Source organism: Escherichia sp. 20412-1 (assembly GCF_003027595.1).
Classification (GTDB): Bacteria; Pseudomonadota; Gammaproteobacteria; order Enterobacterales; family Enterobacteriaceae; genus Escherichia; species Escherichia marmotae.
In genome coordinates, this window is sequence record NZ_PYQM01000011.1 from 1 (window position 1) to 17,305 (window position 17,305).

At 48.2% G+C, this 17,305-nt stretch carries 17 protein-coding genes; 9 read left to right on the forward strand and 8 right to left on the reverse strand.

Annotated elements, in window-relative coordinates; all coding sequences use genetic code 11:
* Window positions 1-113 (forward strand): hypothetical protein (locus tag C7B16_RS25280; protein WP_223363118.1); only part of this gene is annotated, 113 nt, incomplete at its 5' end.
* A gap of 54 nt (window positions 114-167) precedes the next feature.
* On the opposite strand, the gene adhE is transcribed toward C7B16_RS25280, so the two are convergent.
* On the reverse strand, window positions 168-2,840 hold the full coding sequence (adhE, locus tag C7B16_RS09885) for a bifunctional acetaldehyde-CoA/alcohol dehydrogenase (protein ID WP_000301631.1): 2,673 nt from the start codon (window positions 2,838-2,840) through the stop codon (window positions 168-170).
* Between the two features lie 478 nt (window positions 2,841-3,318).
* On the opposite strand from adhE, the gene ychE reads away from it, so the two are divergent.
* The 6 genes from ychE to oppF all read left to right on the forward strand — a co-directional run bounded on the left by ychE (window position 3,319) and on the right by oppF (window position 10,286).
* Entirely contained in the window at window positions 3,319-3,966 is a 648-nt protein-coding gene (gene ychE, locus C7B16_RS09890; RefSeq protein ID WP_000616766.1) for an NAAT family transporter YchE, read from the forward strand.
* Between the two features lie 733 nt (window positions 3,967-4,699).
* Window positions 4,700-6,331: an oligopeptide ABC transporter substrate-binding protein OppA gene (gene oppA / locus C7B16_RS09905; RefSeq protein WP_010377652.1), complete on the forward strand. Its 1,632-nt coding sequence runs from the start codon at window positions 4,700-4,702 to the stop codon at window positions 6,329-6,331.
* 85 nt (window positions 6,332-6,416) lie between these two features.
* A complete protein-coding gene (oppB, locus tag C7B16_RS09910) occupies window positions 6,417-7,337 on the forward strand; it encodes an oligopeptide ABC transporter permease OppB (RefSeq protein WP_000911114.1) in 921 nt (306 codons plus the stop codon).
* A 14-nt stretch (window positions 7,338-7,351) separates the two neighbouring features.
* A complete protein-coding gene (gene oppC / locus C7B16_RS09915) occupies window positions 7,352-8,260 on the forward strand; it encodes an oligopeptide ABC transporter permease OppC (RefSeq protein WP_000979659.1) in 909 nt (302 codons plus the stop codon).
* Between the two features lie 11 nt (window positions 8,261-8,271).
* Window positions 8,272-9,285, forward strand: a complete 1,014-nt coding sequence (oppD, locus tag C7B16_RS09920) for a murein tripeptide/oligopeptide ABC transporter ATP-binding protein OppD (protein ID WP_000110968.1) — start codon at window positions 8,272-8,274, stop codon at window positions 9,283-9,285.
* Window positions 9,282-10,286 (forward strand): murein tripeptide/oligopeptide ABC transporter ATP-binding protein OppF, encoded by a 1,005-nt coding sequence (gene oppF, locus C7B16_RS09925; protein WP_107179613.1) that lies wholly within the window; start codon window positions 9,282-9,284, stop codon window positions 10,284-10,286. The genes oppD and oppF overlap by 4 nt, the downstream gene beginning before the upstream one ends.
* Before the next feature lie 50 nt (window positions 10,287-10,336).
* On the opposite strand, the gene C7B16_RS09930 is transcribed toward oppF, so the two are convergent.
* Together C7B16_RS09930 and cls are read right to left on the reverse strand one after the other, a co-directional pair.
* A complete protein-coding gene (locus C7B16_RS09930; protein WP_000366964.1) occupies window positions 10,337-10,666 on the reverse strand; it encodes an HI1450 family dsDNA-mimic protein in 330 nt (109 codons plus the stop codon).
* Window positions 10,667-10,700: 34 nt separating this feature from the next.
* Window positions 10,701-12,161: a cardiolipin synthase gene (gene cls, locus C7B16_RS09935; RefSeq protein WP_000214527.1), complete on the reverse strand. Its 1,461-nt coding sequence runs from the start codon at window positions 12,159-12,161 to the stop codon at window positions 10,701-10,703.
* 142 nt (window positions 12,162-12,303) lie between these two features.
* On the opposite strand from cls, the gene C7B16_RS24520 reads away from it, so the two are divergent.
* Entirely contained in the window at window positions 12,304-12,477 is a 174-nt protein-coding gene (locus tag C7B16_RS24520) for a YciY family protein (RefSeq protein ID WP_122983112.1), read from the forward strand.
* Between the two features lie 34 nt (window positions 12,478-12,511).
* On the opposite strand, the gene kch is transcribed toward C7B16_RS24520, so the two are convergent.
* Both kch and C7B16_RS09950 read right to left on the reverse strand, forming a co-directional pair.
* Window positions 12,512-13,753 (reverse strand): voltage-gated potassium channel protein, encoded by a 1,242-nt coding sequence (kch, locus tag C7B16_RS09945; RefSeq protein WP_000020081.1) that lies wholly within the window; start codon window positions 13,751-13,753, stop codon window positions 12,512-12,514.
* A gap of 319 nt (window positions 13,754-14,072) precedes the next feature.
* A complete protein-coding gene (locus tag C7B16_RS09950) occupies window positions 14,073-14,369 on the reverse strand; it encodes a YciI family protein (RefSeq protein ID WP_000967596.1) in 297 nt (98 codons plus the stop codon).
* Between the two features lie 223 nt (window positions 14,370-14,592).
* On the opposite strand from C7B16_RS09950, the gene tonB reads away from it, so the two are divergent.
* The gene (gene tonB / locus C7B16_RS09955) at window positions 14,593-15,330 is read left to right on the forward strand and encodes a TonB system transport protein TonB (RefSeq protein WP_107179652.1); all 738 of its coding nucleotides are present in this window, start codon (window positions 14,593-14,595) and stop codon (window positions 15,328-15,330) included.
* Between the two features lie 39 nt (window positions 15,331-15,369).
* Here tonB and yciA read toward each other — a convergent pair whose 3' ends face one another.
* The 3 genes from yciA to C7B16_RS09970 all read right to left on the reverse strand — a co-directional run bounded on the left by yciA (window position 15,370) and on the right by C7B16_RS09970 (window position 17,186).
* Entirely contained in the window at window positions 15,370-15,768 is a 399-nt protein-coding gene (gene yciA, locus C7B16_RS09960; RefSeq protein ID WP_000108161.1) for an acyl-CoA thioester hydrolase YciA, read from the reverse strand.
* Between the two features lie 104 nt (window positions 15,769-15,872).
* Complete coding sequence (locus C7B16_RS09965) at window positions 15,873-16,412, reverse strand: septation protein A (RefSeq protein ID WP_000808656.1); 540 nt, start codon at window positions 16,410-16,412, stop codon at window positions 15,873-15,875.
* A gap of 30 nt (window positions 16,413-16,442) precedes the next feature.
* On the reverse strand, window positions 16,443-17,186 hold the full coding sequence (locus C7B16_RS09970) for a YciC family protein (protein ID WP_001516502.1): 744 nt from the start codon (window positions 17,184-17,186) through the stop codon (window positions 16,443-16,445).
* Between the last annotated feature and the right edge of the window lie 119 nt (window positions 17,187-17,305).

Consider the following 17,305-nt stretch of genomic DNA (forward strand, 5'->3'; position numbering starts at 1 on the left):
TGGGACAACTTGTGAAATTACCGACAAGAAGGGAAAGGGCCTTCCCGAGAGTGGTAAAGGAGAGGCCCTGGAAATACCCCACAGCCCCGAAAAAGAGCCAGTCAGTTGCTTAACTGACTGGCATTACCCCAAAAGGGACCGTTTATACTGTTATACAGAGTTATTGATTAAGCGGATTTCTTCGCTTTTTTCTCTGCTTTAGCCGGAGCTGCTTCCTTTGCTGCTGGTGCACCTTCTACATAATCACGACCATAGTAGGTATCCAGCAGAATCTGTTTCAGCTCGGAGATCAGCGGATAACGCGGGTTAGCGCCGGTGCACTGGTCATCGAATGCATCTTCAGACAGTTTATCTACGTTCGCGAGGAAGTCAGCTTCCTGAACGCCAGCCTCACGGATAGATTTCGGAATACCCAGTTCTGCTTTCAGCGTTTCCAGCCATGCCAGCAGTTTCTCGATCTTAGCAGCAGTACGGTCGCCCGGTGCGCTCAGACCCAGGTGGTCTGCAATTTCAGCATAACGACGGCGTGCTTGCGGACGGTCATACTGGCTGAATGCAGTCTGCTTGGTCGGGTTGTCGTTTGCGTTGTAACGAATAACGTTACAAATCAGCAAGGCGTTTGCCAGACCGTGCGGAATATGGAACTGGGAACCCAGTTTGTGCGCCATTGAGTGACATACACCCAGGAAGGCGTTCGCAAACGCGATACCTGCGATAGTTGCCGCACTGTGAACACGCTCGCGTGCTACCGGGTTTTTAGCCCCTTCGTGGTAGGACGCTGGCAGGTATTCTTTCAGCAGTTTCAGCGCTTGCAGAGCCTGACCATCAGAGAACTCAGAAGCCAGTACAGAAACATAAGCTTCCATAGCGTGAGTGACTGCATCCAGACCGCCGAAAGCACACAGGGACTTCGGCATATCCATAACCAGGTTGGCGTCAACAATCGCCATATCCGGGGTCAGCGCATAGTCTGCCAGCGGATATTTCTGACCAGTAGCGTCGTCAGTTACAACCGCAAACGGAGTAACTTCAGAACCTGTACCGGAAGTGGTGGTGACTGCGATCATTTTCGCTTTCACGCCCATTTTCGGGAACTTGTAGATACGTTTACGGATGTCCATAAAACGCAGCGCCAGTTCTTCGAAGTGAGTTTCCGGGTGTTCGTACATAACCCACATGATCTTCGCAGCGTCCATCGGGGAACCACCACCCAGCGCGATAATGACGTCCGGTTTGAAGGAGTTCGCCAGTTCTGCGCCTTTACGTACGATGCTCAGAGTCGGGTCTGCTTCAACTTCGAAGAAGACTTCAGTTTCTACGCCAGCCGCTTTCAATACGGAAGTGATCTGGTCAGCATAGCCGTTGTTGAACAGGAAGCGGTCAGTCACGATGAGCGCACGTTTGTGGCCATCAGTAATCACTTCATCCAGCGCGATTGGCAGGGAGCCACGGCGGAAGTAGATAGATTTCGGAAGTTTGTGCCACAACATGTTTTCAGCTCGCTTAGCAACGGTTTTCTTGTTGATCAGGTGTTTCGGACCAACGTTTTCAGAGATGGAGTTACCACCCCAGGAACCACAACCCAGAGTCAGGGAAGGTGCGAGTTTGAAGTTATACAGGTCACCGATACCACCCTGAGACGCCGGGGTGTTGATCAGGATACGGGCAGTTTTCATTTTCTGACCGAAGTAAGAAACGCGTGCCGGTTGGTTATCCTGGTCGGTGTACAGGCAAGAGGTATGTCCGATACCGCCCATAGCAACCAGTTTCTCTGCCTTATCTACCGCGTCTTCGAAATCTTTCGCACGGTACATTGCCAGAGTCGGGGACAGTTTTTCATGAGCGAACGGCTCACTTTCATCAACAACAGTCACTTCACCGATCAGAATCTTAGTATTTTCTGGAACAGAGAAGCCTGCCAGTTCAGCAATTTTATACGCCGGTTGACCAACGATAGCTGCGTTCAGCGCGCCATTTTTCAGGATAACGTCCTGAACTGCCTTCAGTTCTTTGCCCTGCAGCATGTAGCCGCCGTGGGTCGCGAAACGTTCACGCACAGCATCATAAACAGAATCAACAACAACAACAGATTGTTCAGAAGCACAGATTACGCCGTTGTCGAAGGTTTTGGACATCAGTACAGATGCAACAGCACGTTTGATATCAGCAGTTTCATCAATAACAACTGGGGTGTTACCTGCACCTACGCCGATAGCTGGTTTACCGGAGCTGTATGCCGCTTTAACCATACCTGGACCACCGGTTGCAAGGATCAGGTTAATGTCAGGGTGGTGCATCAACGCGTTGGAGAGTTCAACAGAAGGTTGATCGATCCAGCCGATCAGATCTTTCGGCGCACCAGCAGCGATAGCAGCCTGCAGAACGATGTCAGCAGCTTTGTTAGTTGCATCTTTTGCACGCGGGTGTGGAGAGAAAATGATGGCGTTACGGGTCTTCAGGCTGATCAGCGATTTGAAGATAGCGGTTGAAGTCGGGTTAGTGGTCGGAACGATACCGCAAATAATACCGATTGGTTCAGCGATAGTGATAGTACCGAAAGTGTCGTCTTCGGACAGAATACCGCAGGTTTTTTCATCTTTATACGCGTTGTAGATATATTCTGAAGCGAAGTGGTTTTTAATCACTTTGTCTTCAACAATACCCATGCCGGATTCAGCAACGGCCATTTTCGCGAGTGGGATTCGAGCATCTGCGGCAGCCAGAGCGGCGGCGCGGAAGATTTTGTCAACTTGCTCTTGAGTGAAACTGGCATATTCACGCTGGGCTTTTTTTACACGCTCTACGAGTGCGTTAAGTTCAGCGACATTAGTAACAGCCATAATGCTCTCCTGATAATGTTAAACTTTTTTAGTAAATCATCTGCTCGAATACGAGAGTATAGTCAGTGCGATGATGATTTGCTTAACCTTTGAAAATCAAAATCTTACTCGTGCTCACACTCACTGTGATTTACTAAAAGAGTTTAAACATTAGAGTCATTGAACTCTAATGCGTCACTTCCAGGTGGCGTAAGCAAGATTACTCACTTCTGGGTACTGATTGCGTGATCTAGATCAAAATTCAGCAAAGCTGACACCTTTCAGCTCCGCTTTTAGCTACAAAAGCTAATAGTTAATAAATTGTAGTATTTATTGTTGGCTACATTAGCATGTTTTGTACGTCTAGATAACAATAATGAATGATAGTGATTTTAAGCAGTTAGGAGGTGAAAAATGCTGCCAAAAGGCGTATTGTCAGCGCGTATTTTTTACCCTTGGTTATGACTAACATTATCCGGCCTTTGCTTCGGAGCTAACTGTGATTCAGACACTCTTTGATTTTCCCGTTTATTTTAAGTTTTTTATCGGGTTATTTGCGCTGGTTAACCCTGTTGGGATCATCCCTGTGTTCATCAGTATGACCAGCTATCAGACCGCGGCAGCGAGAAACAAAACAAATCTGACCGCCAACCTGTCGGTAGCGATCATCTTGTGGATTGCGCTTTTTCTTGGCGACACGATTCTGCAACTTTTTGGCATCTCGATTGATTCGTTCCGTATCGCGGGCGGCATTCTGGTGGTCACAATTGCGATGTCGATGATCAGTGGCAAACTTGGCGAGGATAAACAGAACAAACAAGAAAAATCAGAAACCGCAATTCGTGAAAGCATCGGCGTTGTACCGCTCGCATTGCCTTTGATGGCAGGGCCGGGAGCGATCAGCTCAACTATCGTTTGGGGAACGCGTTATCACAGCATTGGTTACTTGTTCGGTTTTTTTGTGGCAATCGCGTTGTTTGCTTTATGTTGTTGGGGCTTATTCCGTATGGCTCCCTGGCTGGTAAGGGTTCTGCGCCAGACCGGCATCAACGTGATTACCCGTATTATGGGGTTGTTACTGATGGCATTAGGGATTGAATTTATTGTTAATGGAATCAAAGGGATTTTCCCTGGCCTGCTCAATTAATTCCTTTCATCCGAAACGGAGTCATAGTGCTCCGTTTTTTCGTCATTATTTTTACTTTGGCCCAACGCAGTTATCAGAAGCAAACGAAATAGATAAATATTTTTTCTCATATTACAGCCGGTTATAAGAATATCCTTACCTCGCGCTCCTCCTCATCATGTTATTTTCGCGACATCATAATTCAGGGTCTTGCTGAAGAATAATTGAAATGATATTAGTAATTCCACTGGATTTGGTAGAGGAATGTGCTAAATAATGAGCTGTTGTTAAATTATTGTGCATTTCTCTATCATAATGGTTACCAGAAAAGACAGTCTTGCTTCCTGATTTTCTATCTTTATGTTTTTAAATGATTTTATTGGCAGCTTGATGGGGGGTTTAGGTACTGTCATGGTCAATAAAAGAGAATTGCTTAACAATTTTGCAAAATGTATTGGCGAGCAAGAAGCGCATTTGATACTTTCCGGCCAACCATCAGGCAATTTTATTGGTAATGGGAATTATTAACAATAAAAATTGCTGCAGTAAATAAATGTGTCTCGACAGGGGAGGCACAGTAAGAATCGACGTAAGGTGGTCGTCCGAATCACCAGAATAAACAAAGTCGGTGATAGTAAAGCGTAACGATAAAGTAACCTGGCAGCAGAAAGTCTCCGAATCTGTCCAGGGTCCCAATCCGGGATTACACATGCTGGTTCAAACCAGTAATTATAATGAGGGAGTCCAAAAAACAATGACCAACATCACCAAGAGAAGTTTAGTCGCAGCAGGCGTTCTGGCTGCGCTTATGGCAGGGAATGTCGCGTTGGCGGCTGATGTGCCCGCGGGTGTTCAGCTCGCAGAAAAACAAACGCTGGTGCGCAATAATGGTTCTGAAGTTCAATCATTAGATCCGCACAAAATTGAAGGGGTTCCGGAGTCTAATATCAGCCGTGACTTGTTTGAAGGCTTATTGGTCAGCGATCTCGACGGCCATCCGGCTCCGGGCGTTGCTGAATCCTGGGATAATAAAGACGCTAAAGTCTGGACATTCCATCTGCGTAAAGATGCGAAATGGTCTGATGGCACGCCAGTCACTGCGCAAGACTTTGTATATAGTTGGCAACGTTCTGTTGATCCGAACACGGCGTCTCCCTATGCAAGTTATCTGCAATATGGGCATATTGCCGGTATTGATGAAATTCTCGAAGGGAAAAAACCGATTACCGATCTCGGCGTGAAAGCCATCGATGATCACACGTTAGAAGTTACATTAAGTGAGCCTGTTCCGTACTTCTATAAATTGTTGGTTCACCCGTCTACTTCTCCGGTGCCAAAAGCCGCCATTGAGAAATTTGGCGAAAAATGGACTCAGCCGGGTAATATCGTCACCAACGGTGCCTATACATTAAAAGATTGGGTCGTTAACGAACGTATCGTTCTTGAGCGCAGCCCGACTTACTGGAACAACGCGAAAACGGTTATTAATCAGGTGACTTATTTGCCGATCGCTTCTGAAGTTACCGATGTAAACCGCTATCGCAGCGGTGAAATCGATATGACTTATAACAACATGCCGATCGAGCTGTTCCAGAAACTGAAAAAAGAGATCCCGGACGAAGTTCACGTCGACCCATATCTGTGTACCTACTATTACGAAATTAATAACCAGAAAGCGCCATTCAACGACGTGCGCGTGCGTACAGCGCTGAAACTGGGTATGGACCGCGATATCATTGTTAATAAAGTTAAAGCACAGGGCGATATGCCAGCCTATGGTTACACACCTCCTTATACTGATGGTGCAAAATTAACTCAGCCGGAATGGTTTGGCTGGAGCCAGGAAAAACGTAACGAAGAAGCTAAAAAACTGCTGGCCGAAGCGGGTTATACTGCAGACAAACCGTTAACGATTAACCTGCTATATAACACGTCCGATCTGCATAAAAAGCTGGCCATTGCCGCCTCTTCGCTGTGGAAGAAAAACATAGGTGTTAACGTCAAACTGGTTAACCAGGAATGGAAAACCTTCCTTGACACCCGTCACCAGGGAACTTTTGATGTGGCTCGTGCAGGTTGGTGTGCCGACTACAACGAACCGACCTCCTTCCTGAACACCATGCTGTCGAACAGCTCGATGAACACCGCGCATTATAAGAGCCCGGCGTTTGACAGTATTATGGCGGAAACGCTGAAAGCCACTGACGAGGCGCAGCGCACGGCGTTGTACACCAAAGCAGAGCAACAGTTGGATAAAGATTCGGCCATTGTTCCGGTTTATTACTACGTGAACGCGCGTCTGGTAAAACCGTGGGTTGGAGGTTATACCGGTAAAGATCCGCTGGATAACACCTACACCAGAAATATGTACATTGTGAAGCACTAATGGCAATACGTGGGGTAGGCGAGTCCTGCTCCACGGTGTCTGGTTTTTATCGCATTACAGAAGGCACAGGCCAGAAGGTACGGCAATGTTAAAATTTATTCTACGTCGCTGTCTGGAAGCGATTCCGACGCTATTTATTCTTATTACTATTTCGTTCTTTATGATGCGCCTCGCCCCGGGAAGTCCTTTTACTGGTGAACGCACGTTACCGCCAGAAGTGATGGCCAATATCGAAGCGAAATATCATCTTAATGATCCGATCATGACACAGTATTTCAGCTACCTGAAACAACTGGCGCATGGCGATTTCGGTCCGTCTTTTAAATATAAAGATTATTCGGTCAATGACCTGGTAGCATCCAGTTTTCCTGTTTCTGCAAAATTGGGTGCCGCTGCATTTTTCCTCGCGGTGGTGCTGGGTGTGAGTGCTGGCGTTATTGCCGCATTAAAACAAAACACCAAATGGGACTATACCGTGATGGGGCTGGCAATGACCGGGGTGGTTATCCCCAGTTTTGTGGTTGCGCCATTATTAGTCATGATATTCGCGATCATTTTGCATTGGCTACCCGGCGGCGGATGGAATGGCGGGGCGCTGAAATTCATGATATTACCGATGGTAGCGTTGTCACTCGCCTATATCGCCAGTATCGCGCGTATTACCCGTGGTTCAATGATTGAAGTTTTACACTCCAACTTTATTCGCACTGCCCGCGCGAAAGGTTTACCTATGCGCAGAATTATCCTTCGCCACGCATTAAAACCTGCGCTGTTACCCGTACTTTCATATATGGGACCCGCATTTGTCGGCATTATTACCGGTTCTATGGTCATCGAAACCATTTATGGTTTACCTGGGATCGGGCAATTGTTTGTTAATGGCGCGTTGAACCGTGACTATTCATTGGTTTTAAGCCTGACCATTCTGGTTGGTGCATTAACCATTTTGTTCAATGCCATTGTCGATGTGCTATATGCGGTTATCGACCCGAAAATCCGTTACTGATACTGGAGCTCGCGATGATGTTAAGTAAGAAAAACAGCGAGACGCTGGAAAATTTCAGTGAAAAGCTGGAGGTCGAAGGGCGCAGTTTATGGCAGGACGCACGCCGTCGTTTTATGCATAACCGTGCGGCGGTCGCCAGTCTCATTGTACTGGTGCTGATTGCTCTGTTTGTTATCCTGGCACCGATGCTTTCGCAATTTGCCTATGACGATACCGATTGGGCGATGATGTCCAGCGCTCCAGATATGGAGTCCGGTCACTACTTTGGTACTGACTCATCCGGACGCGATCTGCTGGTACGTGTTGCAATTGGTGGGCGTATCTCACTCATGGTCGGGGTTGCTGCGGCGCTGGTGGCTGTAGTCGTAGGTACGCTTTACGGTTCGCTTTCCGGTTATCTTGGCGGCAAGGTGGACTCGGTAATGATGCGTTTGCTGGAAATCCTCAATTCCTTCCCATTCATGTTCTTCGTCATTTTGCTGGTGACCTTCTTTGGCCAAAACATTCTGCTGATTTTCGTGGCGATTGGCATGGTTTCCTGGCTGGATATGGCGCGTATCGTACGTGGGCAAACCCTTAGTCTGAAGCGCAAAGAGTTTATTGAGGCAGCACAAGTTGGTGGAGTCTCTACGCCCGGTATCGTGATTCGCCACATTGTGCCGAACGTGCTCGGCGTAGTGGTGGTGTACGCATCGCTACTGGTGCCAAGCATGATCCTCTTTGAGTCTTTCCTTAGCTTCCTGGGGCTGGGTACGCAAGAGCCGTTAAGTAGTTGGGGCGCATTGCTAAGTGATGGTGCGAACTCGATGGAAGTCTCGCCCTGGTTGCTGCTGTTTCCGGCCGGTTTCCTTGTGGTGACGCTGTTTTGTTTCAACTTTATCGGGGATGGCTTACGTGATGCCCTCGACCCGAAAGATCGTTAAGGAGTGCAGCCATGAGCGTAATTGAAACTGCAACCGTACCGCTTGCACAGCAACAGGCTAACGCACTGCTGAACGTGAAGGATTTGCGAGTGACATTTAGTACCCCGGACGGCGACGTCACAGCGGTCAATGATTTGAATTTTTCTCTGCGTGCCGGAGAAACGTTGGGTATCGTAGGTGAGTCTGGTTCCGGTAAGTCGCAAACCGCGTTTGCTTTAATGGGGCTGCTGGCCGCGAACGGACACATTGGTGGATCGGCCACTTTTAATGGCCGTGAGATCCTCAACCTGCCAGAACGCGAACTCAATAAACTGCGCGCTGAACAAATCTCGATGATTTTTCAGGACCCGATGACTTCGTTGAACCCGTATATGCGCGTCGGTGAGCAGTTGATGGAAGTGCTGATGCTGCATAAGAGTATGAGCAAGGCTGAAGCGTTTGAAGAGTCGGTGCGGATGCTTGATGCCGTAAAAATGCCGGAAGCGCGTAAGCGCATGAAGATGTTCCCGCATGAATTTTCTGGCGGTATGCGTCAGCGTGTAATGATTGCGATGGCATTGTTGTGTCGGCCTAAATTGCTGATTGCTGACGAACCTACCACTGCGCTGGACGTGACTGTGCAGGCGCAAATCATGACGCTATTGAATGACCTGAAACGGGAATTCAATACTGCCATCATTATGATCACCCACGATCTGGGTGTGGTGGCGGGGATCTGTGACAAAGTATTGGTGATGTACGCCGGGCGCACCATGGAATACGGCAACGCGCGCGATGTCTTTTATCAGCCCGTTCATCCTTACTCTATCGGTTTACTCAATGCGGTGCCGCGTCTTGATGCGGAAGGTGAAGCTATGTTGACCATACCGGGAAATCCACCAAACCTGCTACGTTTACCAAAAGGTTGCCCGTTCCAGCCGCGCTGTCCACATGCGATGGAAATTTGTAGCAGTGCGCCGCCTCTGGAAGAGTTCACGCCAGGTCGCCTGCGCGCCTGTTTTAAACCAGTGGGGGAACTGTTATGAATGCTGTTACGGAAGAAAGAAAAGTTCTCCTGGAAATTGCCGATCTGAAAGTTCACTTTGAGATTAAAGATGGCAAACAGTGGTTCTGGCAACCGGCGAAAACCCTGAAAGCCGTTGATGGAGTCACACTTCGACTTTATGAAGGGGAGACATTAGGCGTAGTAGGGGAATCCGGTTGCGGTAAATCCACCTTTGCCCGCGCTATTATCGGCCTGGTTAAAGCGACTGATGGGCGCGTCGCGTGGTTAGGAAAAGAGTTGTTAGGGATGAAGCTTGATGAATGGCGTGCCGTTCGCAGTGATATCCAGATGATTTTTCAGGACCCGCTGGCGTCTCTTAACCCACGTATGACGATTGGCGAGATCATCGCTGAACCGCTGCGTACCTATCATCCGAAAATGTCACGCCAGGAAGTCCGTGAGCGCGTGAAGGCGATGATGATGAAAGTCGGCTTGCTACCTAACCTGATTAACCGCTATCCGCATGAGTTCTCCGGGGGGCAGTGCCAGCGTATCGGAATTGCACGTGCACTCATTCTTGAACCGAAACTGATTATCTGCGATGAGCCTGTTTCGGCGCTGGACGTGTCAATTCAGGCACAGGTGGTGAACCTGCTCCAGCAGTTGCAACGTGAGATGGGATTGTCATTAATTTTTATTGCTCACGATCTGGCAGTGGTAAAACACATTTCCGATCGCGTGCTGGTGATGTATCTCGGACACGCGGTGGAGCTGGGGACGTATGATGAGGTCTACCACAATCCGCTGCATCCTTATACCAAAGCCTTGATGTCGGCGGTGCCAATTCCTGATCCGGATCTGGAGAAGAACAAATCCATCCAGTTACTGGAAGGGGAATTGCCTTCGCCCATCAATCCTCCGTCTGGTTGTGTGTTCCGCACACGTTGCCCGATCGCCGGCCCGGAATGTGCCAAAACGCGTCCGGTGCTGGAGGGCAGTTTCAGACATGCGGTCTCTTGCCTGAAAGTCGATCCGCTTTAAAAACAAAAGGGCTGACAACCGTCAGCCCTTTTTCACACCAAAAGCGATATTTATTCACGCCAGATGATATGGCAAAGTTTGTGATCTTTTTCGCGACATAACAGGATACGGGCGAAAACATCGTTAATTTCACCATCTTCACTGTCCGCCAGACCAATCACCACTTCTGCAAAAAAGTCCGGGTTCAAATCGTAATCAACATGTTCCTGCCAGTCTTCTGCCGGATCGAATAACTCCGCACCGCCACGTTCTTCAAACTGAAGATTGAACAGCAGAACATCCGCCGGATCGAGATTATCTGCGGCCAGTTCGAGAAAAATATCATAAGCCTGCTCAAGCGTTTCATCTTCAGTCAGGCGATTGTTTAAATCCATATCCATAGTCACTACCCGTTTAACATCTGTTGGCGACGTTTTACAGCAACGGACTGAAGAAGTAAAACAGTCGCTCGGCAACGCGCTGCCAGAGCGGTCGTTTTGCCCACAGCCGCGCATCAAGCAGACGTGAGCGCGAGATATAATCGTCCTGAACAGCAGCCAGGTCAGCACCAAAACCTTTATCGTCGATCGCCAGCGTGATCTCAAAATTTAACCACAGGCTGCGCATATCAAGGTTCACAGTCCCCACCAGACTTAGTTCGCCATCGACCAGCACGCTCTTGGTATGTAATAACCCGCCTTCAAACTGATAAATTTTAACCCCAGCGGCCAACAGTTCAGTAAAGAATGCGCGGCTGGCCCAGCCTACCAGCATTGAGTCATTTTTACGCGGCAGAATAATACTGACATCAACTCCGCGCTGTGCTGCTGTGCAAATCGCGTGAAGTAAGTCATCGCTGGGCACGAAGTAGGGCGTCGTCATGATTAAATATTCGCGTGCTGAATATGCAGCGGTGAGTAACGCCTGGTGAATCAGGTCTTCCGGGAAGCCGGGGCCAGAAGCTATGGTATGGATCGTATGACCGCTGGACTGTTCAAACGGCATAATATTGACATCAGGCGGCGGTGGCAGAATGCGTTTTCCGGTTTCAATCTCCCAGTCGCAGGAATAAATAATCCCCATGGCGGTAGCAATAGGACCTTCCATGCGGGCCATCAGGTCAATCCATTGTCCTACTCCCGCATCCTGTTTGAAGAAACGTGGATCGACCATATTCATGCTACCGGTATAGGCAATGTAATTATCGATCATGATCATCTTGCGGTGCTGGCGCAGATCCATGCGGCGTAAAAATACGCGCATCAGGTTAACCTTTAAGGATTCGACCACTTCGATACCAGCATTACGCATCAGCTCCGGCCACGGGCTGCGAAAGAAAGCCACACTCCCGGCAGAGTCGAGCATCAGTCGGCAATGAATACCGCGGCGGGCTGCGGCCATCAACGACTCAGCCACCTGATCTGCCATGCCGCCGGGCTGCCAGATGTAAAACACCATCTCAATATTATGGCGAGCCAGTTGGATGTCACGGATCAACGCCTGCATCACATCATCAGACTCGGTCATCAGTTGCAGTTGGTTACCTTTAACGCCCGCGATACCCTGACGGCGCTCGCAGAGCTTAAATAACGGCCCGGCGACACTGCTATTTTCTTCCGCGAAAATGTGTTTACAGGCTTTAAGATCGTTAAGCCATTTAGCCGTAGAAGGCCACATCGCTCTTGCACGTTCGGCGCGGCGCTTGCCTAAATGCAGTTCACCGACTGCCAGATAGGCAATAATTCCGACCAGAGGCAGAATGTAAATGACCAACAGCCAGGCCATAGCGGAGGGAACGGCGCGTCGTTTCATTAGAATGCGTAATGTTACGCCTGCAATGAGCAACCAGTATCCCAGAATGGCCAACCAACTCACCAACGTATAAACGGTTGTCATAGATTAGAAATCCTTTTGAAAGCGCATTGTTATGAGTTTACGCATATGGATTCATCTGGCAAATAAAAACGCCGGAAAAGCACTGGTCAGCGTCGGGGGCGGAGGTATAATGACCACTCTGTTATTGCATAGAGTAGTTAACATGAAGCGGAGTAGAACGGAAGTGGGGCGCTGGCGCATGCAGCGTCAGGCTAGCCGACGGAAATCGCGTTGGCTTGAGGGGCAGTCGCGCCGAAATATGCGTATCCACAGCATCAGGAAGTGCCTTCTAAACAAACAGCGTAACTCGTTATTGTTTGCGATCTACAATATCTGAATGAGCCGGGCACCATCACGGTGCCCATCCGGTTTTATTTTTTCACAGTTTCGTTGCCATCATCGTCGTTCTTATCGCTGAAAATACCATGCCCGGAGTTCAGCAACATTGAGACGAGCATATCATTATTAACTTCTTCACCATTGAGAATACGCGCCAGGATTTCACTGCCGAACAGTTGCGGCGAGAGAATGATGTCCGGATGTACCATTTTAATTTTGTTGAGATTTTTGCTATCACTGACGGCAAGCACTGTTTTGACATCTTTGCTCATATCTTTAGCCGACAGGACGACAAAAGCGTTATCTGCATCGTTATCACTGAGCGCCAGAATAGCCCGGCAGTGATCGATTCCCGCTTTCTTTAATACCGAACTGTCATTGCTGTCCCCGGAAATAACATCAGCATTGTCACCTAATCGCTGTTCGAGTTGTTTGATGTCATCTTCTGGCAGATTACTGATAACAGTCACATTTTGTCCGCGTTGATTCAGTTGCAGAATCGTGTTGATTGCCAGAATGGAGTGCCCGCAAACAATAAAGTGATCTTTACGATTCATCGTATGCTTGTTTCCTTTCACAAGTTTATTGAATCCTCCGCGGATAAGCGGACCAAAAATAGACGTCATGGAGGTGGCGAAAACAGTAATGCCGGAAATAATGACCGAAATAGTAAACAGACGTGCCGATTCAGAAACAGGGACGATATCGCCATAGCCCACCGTTGACATCGTTTCTATCGAAAAATAGAAGGCCGTCATCAGACTCTCTATTCTCGGATTAAAACCTTCGCTTAAATAAAGCGCGCCATAGGTGGAATAAAATAGTAACGTCGTAAAACTAATAAAAGCGAAAATTGTTCCGGCTGCGGCACTACTGTGGGAGAAGTCTTTGCGCAGCACCAGCAAAATCACCAGTGTAAAGATGCAAAACCCAATGCTGAATTTCAGCCAGGGATAGAAGTGTAGGGTGTAGATAAGTGTAATCAGCAATAAAATGATACTGATCGCCCACGCCAGTTTTGCCCGAAACAGCAAGCCGATTGAGTTCAGTACAAGAAAGACACCCAGCATAAACAGAGGTGCATTCGCCAGAAGGGAGAGGTCAAGTTCTGAAAATGCCTGGATATGGAAAATATCGAGCAGATTGACCGACATGCCATAGATTGTTTTGAAAATAAGCAATCCATTTAGAAAGACGGCCAACGCGATAATATCGTGCCGTAGTGTCACCCATAAATTTACCGCTGTTTGCCGGAATGTAGCCCAGTGACTCACTGATACCTCTGTAACCACAATTTTGTTTAATTATCTTTACGCGTACATAATGTGAACATACATACGACTCATGAATGTGTTAATCAATAGTAGATGACTTTATCCGTCGCAATCAAAGGTTTTAAGGCGCTCTGTCGCATAAGGGGAGGATATTATGTATTTTTCCCCTGAATATGCTGATGATATATCAGGATATACAGATAAAGTTATTAACTGTTTGTTGCTGCTGGAGCAATCATTGTGTGGTGTACCTAAGCCAGGAAACAATAAATAAGGGCACGATTTTCACCATCGTGCCCCTTAGAAGAAGAGAAAATGTTCAGAATACTTTTTTGAAGGGTTTCACTGATACTTGTTCATATACACCGGCCGCTACGTAAGGATCGGCATCGGCCCAGGCTTGCGCTGCTTCCAGAGATTCAAATTCAGCAATCACCGTCGATCCGGTAAAACCCGCGGCACCCGGATCATTGCTATCAACCGCAGGCATTGGTCCTGCCGTCAGTAAACGGCCTTCATCATGCAGTAATTGTAAACGTGCTAAATGTGCCGGACGAACGGAAAGACGTTTTTCGAGGCTATCGGCTTTGTCTTGAGCGTAAATAACATACAACACGGGCGCAACTCCTTGTTCGGAAAAGTTGTAAAGTACGTTATTTGAAAGGACAAAGATCTGCAACGGAAAGATGATGTCTTTGTTAAGGCTGTACTTAAAGTAAGGTCAATTGAGCCAAAAAATGCATTTTCACTGATCCTGATCGCCTTGCCTTATTGAATATGATTGCTATTTGCATTTAAAATCGAGGCCTGGTTTTTCTACTGAAACGATTATGACTTCAATGACCCTTGATTTACCTCGCCGCTTCCCCTGGCCGACGTTACTTTCGGTCTGCATTCATGGTGCTGTTGTGGCGGGTCTACTCTATACCTCGGTACATCAGGTTATTGAACTACCTGCGCCTGCGCAGCCGATTTCTGTCACCATGGTTGCACCAGCGGATCTTGAACCGCCACAAGCTGTTCAACCGCCGCCAGAGCCGGTGGTGGAGCCAGAGCCGGTGGTGGAGCCAGAGCCGGAACCTGAGCCGATACCAGAGCCGCCAAAAGAAGCGCCGGTGGTCATTGAAAAGCCGAAGCCGAAACCTAAGCCAAAACCGAAGCCGGTGAAAAAGGTGCAGGAACAGCCAAAACGCGATGTTAAACCGGTAGAATCGCGCCCGGCGTCACCGTTTGAAAATACGGCACCGACTCGCCCGACATCCAGTACGGCAACGGCTGCAAGCAGCAAGCCAGTTACCAGTGTGGCGTCAGGTCCGCGCGCACTAAGCCGTAATCAGCCGCAGTATCCAGCGCGCGCGCAGGCATTGCGCATTGAAGGGCAGGTCAAGGTTAAATTTGACGTTACACCGGATGGCCGGGTGGATAACGTACAAATTCTTTCTGCCAAACCTGCGAATATGTTTGAGCGTGAAGTGAAAAACGCGATGCGCAGATGGCGTTACGAGCCGGGTAAACCAGGGAGTGGAATTGTGGTAAACATTCTGTTTAAAATTAATGGCACCACCGAAATTCAGTAAGCAAAAACTCAAAAGCCTCCAACAGGAGGCTTTTGACTATTACTCAACGGGTAAAGTGCGAGGCTTTCCTTCAGGATCAACAGCGACATACTTAAATAACGCTTCTGTCGCTTTATAGCGTTGCCCAATCGGTTCGGACGCCACTTTTTTCACCCACACTTCAATATTGATACTGACCGATGTTGTCCCTTTTTGGACACAGCGTGCATAGCAGCACACCACATCACCGACTGCTACAGGTCGCAGAAAGGTCATGCCTTCCACGCGAACGGTCACGACGCGACCGTGTGCAATTTCTTTTGCCAGAATGGCACCGCCAATATCCATCTGCGACATCAACCAACCACCAAAAATATCGCCATTAGCATTGGTATCGGCAGGCATGGCTAAAGTTCGTAAAACCAGATCGCCCTGGGGGACGTTATGTGTTGTTGACATGGTAAAACCGACTAAAAAGGAAAATCACAGGCGCGATGCTACTATGATTTTCCTGATGAGAACAGAGGAGATGCAGCGCCAGTCCCGCAGGACTGGCTGGCAGATTATGATTTATCTTCCTGTGGCATGTGGCGATAGATATAGATACCGCTTAACAGTGTGAAGATTAAGGTGAGGGCGGTCAGACCAAACACTTTGAAGTTGACCCAAATATTTTGTGGCAGCCAGAATGCGATGTAGATGTTCGCCAGCCCACAAAGGATAAAAAAGATTGCCCAGGCCAGATTCAGCTTCGACCACACCGGTTGTGGCAGAGTAAGCTCTTTACCCAACATACGTTGAATCAGCGGTTTCTTCATTACCCATTGGCTAACCAACAGGGCACCGGCAAACAGAGCGTAAATGACGGTGACCTTCCATTTAATAAACTCATCATTGTGGAAGAACAGCGTCAGACCACCGAAGACGGCCACCAGAACAAAGGTGATCAGGGCCATCTTCTCAACTTTACGAAAGCGAACCCAGCTATAAATAAGCACAATCGCCGTGGCGACGATCAGCGCCGCAGTTGCCGCATAGATGTCATAAATCTTGTAGAACGCGAAGAAGACAACCAACGGTAAAAAATCAAGAAACTGCTTCATTTTACGATTCCGTAATCAAATGCTTCAGGATTATTGGCGAATTAACATGTACAGGCGGAACAGATAGATGAGCAATACGGCTGAAATCAGATTGCTCAAGGTGTTCGCCAGTACAGCGCCAATTTCTGGGGTTAATGCGGCAAACGAAGAGGCAAACAGCAACAACAATGTTTTTGCCAGTAACCAGCTCAATACCGCAGGTGCCACCAGACGCATATTCGCCCATGTCAGTCGCATACTGCTGCGCATGGAGGCGAAAACGCCCATTTTATCCTGGACCAGCATCACGGGGGCCAGTGCTAACAGGATGGCCATGATGATACCAGGAACGACCACCAGCATGATGCCTATTTGCACAATTAACGTCGTCAGAAGGATTAGCAAGAATAACTTCGGTAATACCGGAGCGCTCGCGCCAATTGCCCGTAATGCGCTGACCCGCTGACCTGCGGACACTAGCTGGATAATTAATAATACGCCGCCCGCGAGAATGGCGTTACCGATTAATCCTGAAAAGGTGGACGCGGCAGACGCACGCAGCAAAATTTGCTGCTGTTCCGGGGACATATTTTGTACCAGATCGAACAACCCACCGCTGCCACTAACGGGAACACCGTCATTGAGCTGCGCAAGTTGTGCGTCACTGGGTGAGAAAACATGTCCTAACACCACTGTGATAAATGCACATAGCAGTGATACCAGCAGAATGGTCATAAATTGATTACGGAAGAAATTTCCGGTGTCACGGTATACGGACTGCGCCGTGATAGACATGCACTCTCCTTGAGTTTTATGCAGGTGTTAATTAGCGGGCAATTGTACCCTGGTTAGCCTCTCAGTGGCAGCATCAGGACATGTATGGAAAAGCATATCTTTGTAAAGCACTGGTAATC

Bases quoted from the DNA above. Each gene is read 5' to 3' on its own strand.
- oppA (WP_010377652.1), top strand. From the start codon at position 4,700: ATGACCAACATCACCAAGAGAAGTTTAGTCGCAGCAGGCGTTCTGGCT.
- C7B16_RS24520 (WP_122983112.1), top strand. From the start codon at position 12,304: ATGAAGCGGAGTAGAACGGAAGTGGGGCGCTGGCGCATGCAGCGTCAG.
- oppB (WP_000911114.1), top strand. From the start codon at position 6,417: ATGTTAAAATTTATTCTACGTCGCTGTCTGGAAGCGATTCCGACGCTA.
- tonB (WP_107179652.1), top strand. From the start codon at position 14,593: ATGACCCTTGATTTACCTCGCCGCTTCCCCTGGCCGACGTTACTTTCG.
- C7B16_RS09930 (WP_000366964.1), bottom strand. From the start codon at position 10,666: ATGGATATGGATTTAAACAATCGCCTGACTGAAGATGAAACGCTTGAG.
- adhE (WP_000301631.1), bottom strand. From the start codon at position 2,840: ATGGCTGTTACTAATGTCGCTGAACTTAACGCACTCGTAGAGCGTGTA.
- C7B16_RS09970 (WP_001516502.1), bottom strand. From the start codon at position 17,186: ATGTCTATCACGGCGCAGTCCGTATACCGTGACACCGGAAATTTCTTC.
- oppD (WP_000110968.1), top strand. From the start codon at position 8,272: ATGAGCGTAATTGAAACTGCAACCGTACCGCTTGCACAGCAACAGGCT.
- oppC (WP_000979659.1), top strand. From the start codon at position 7,352: ATGATGTTAAGTAAGAAAAACAGCGAGACGCTGGAAAATTTCAGTGAA.
- C7B16_RS09965 (WP_000808656.1), bottom strand. From the start codon at position 16,412: ATGAAGCAGTTTCTTGATTTTTTACCGTTGGTTGTCTTCTTCGCGTTC.
- oppF (WP_107179613.1), top strand. From the start codon at position 9,282: ATGAATGCTGTTACGGAAGAAAGAAAAGTTCTCCTGGAAATTGCCGAT.
- yciA (WP_000108161.1), bottom strand. From the start codon at position 15,768: ATGTCAACAACACATAACGTCCCCCAGGGCGATCTGGTTTTACGAACT.
- cls (WP_000214527.1), bottom strand. From the start codon at position 12,161: ATGACAACCGTTTATACGTTGGTGAGTTGGTTGGCCATTCTGGGATAC.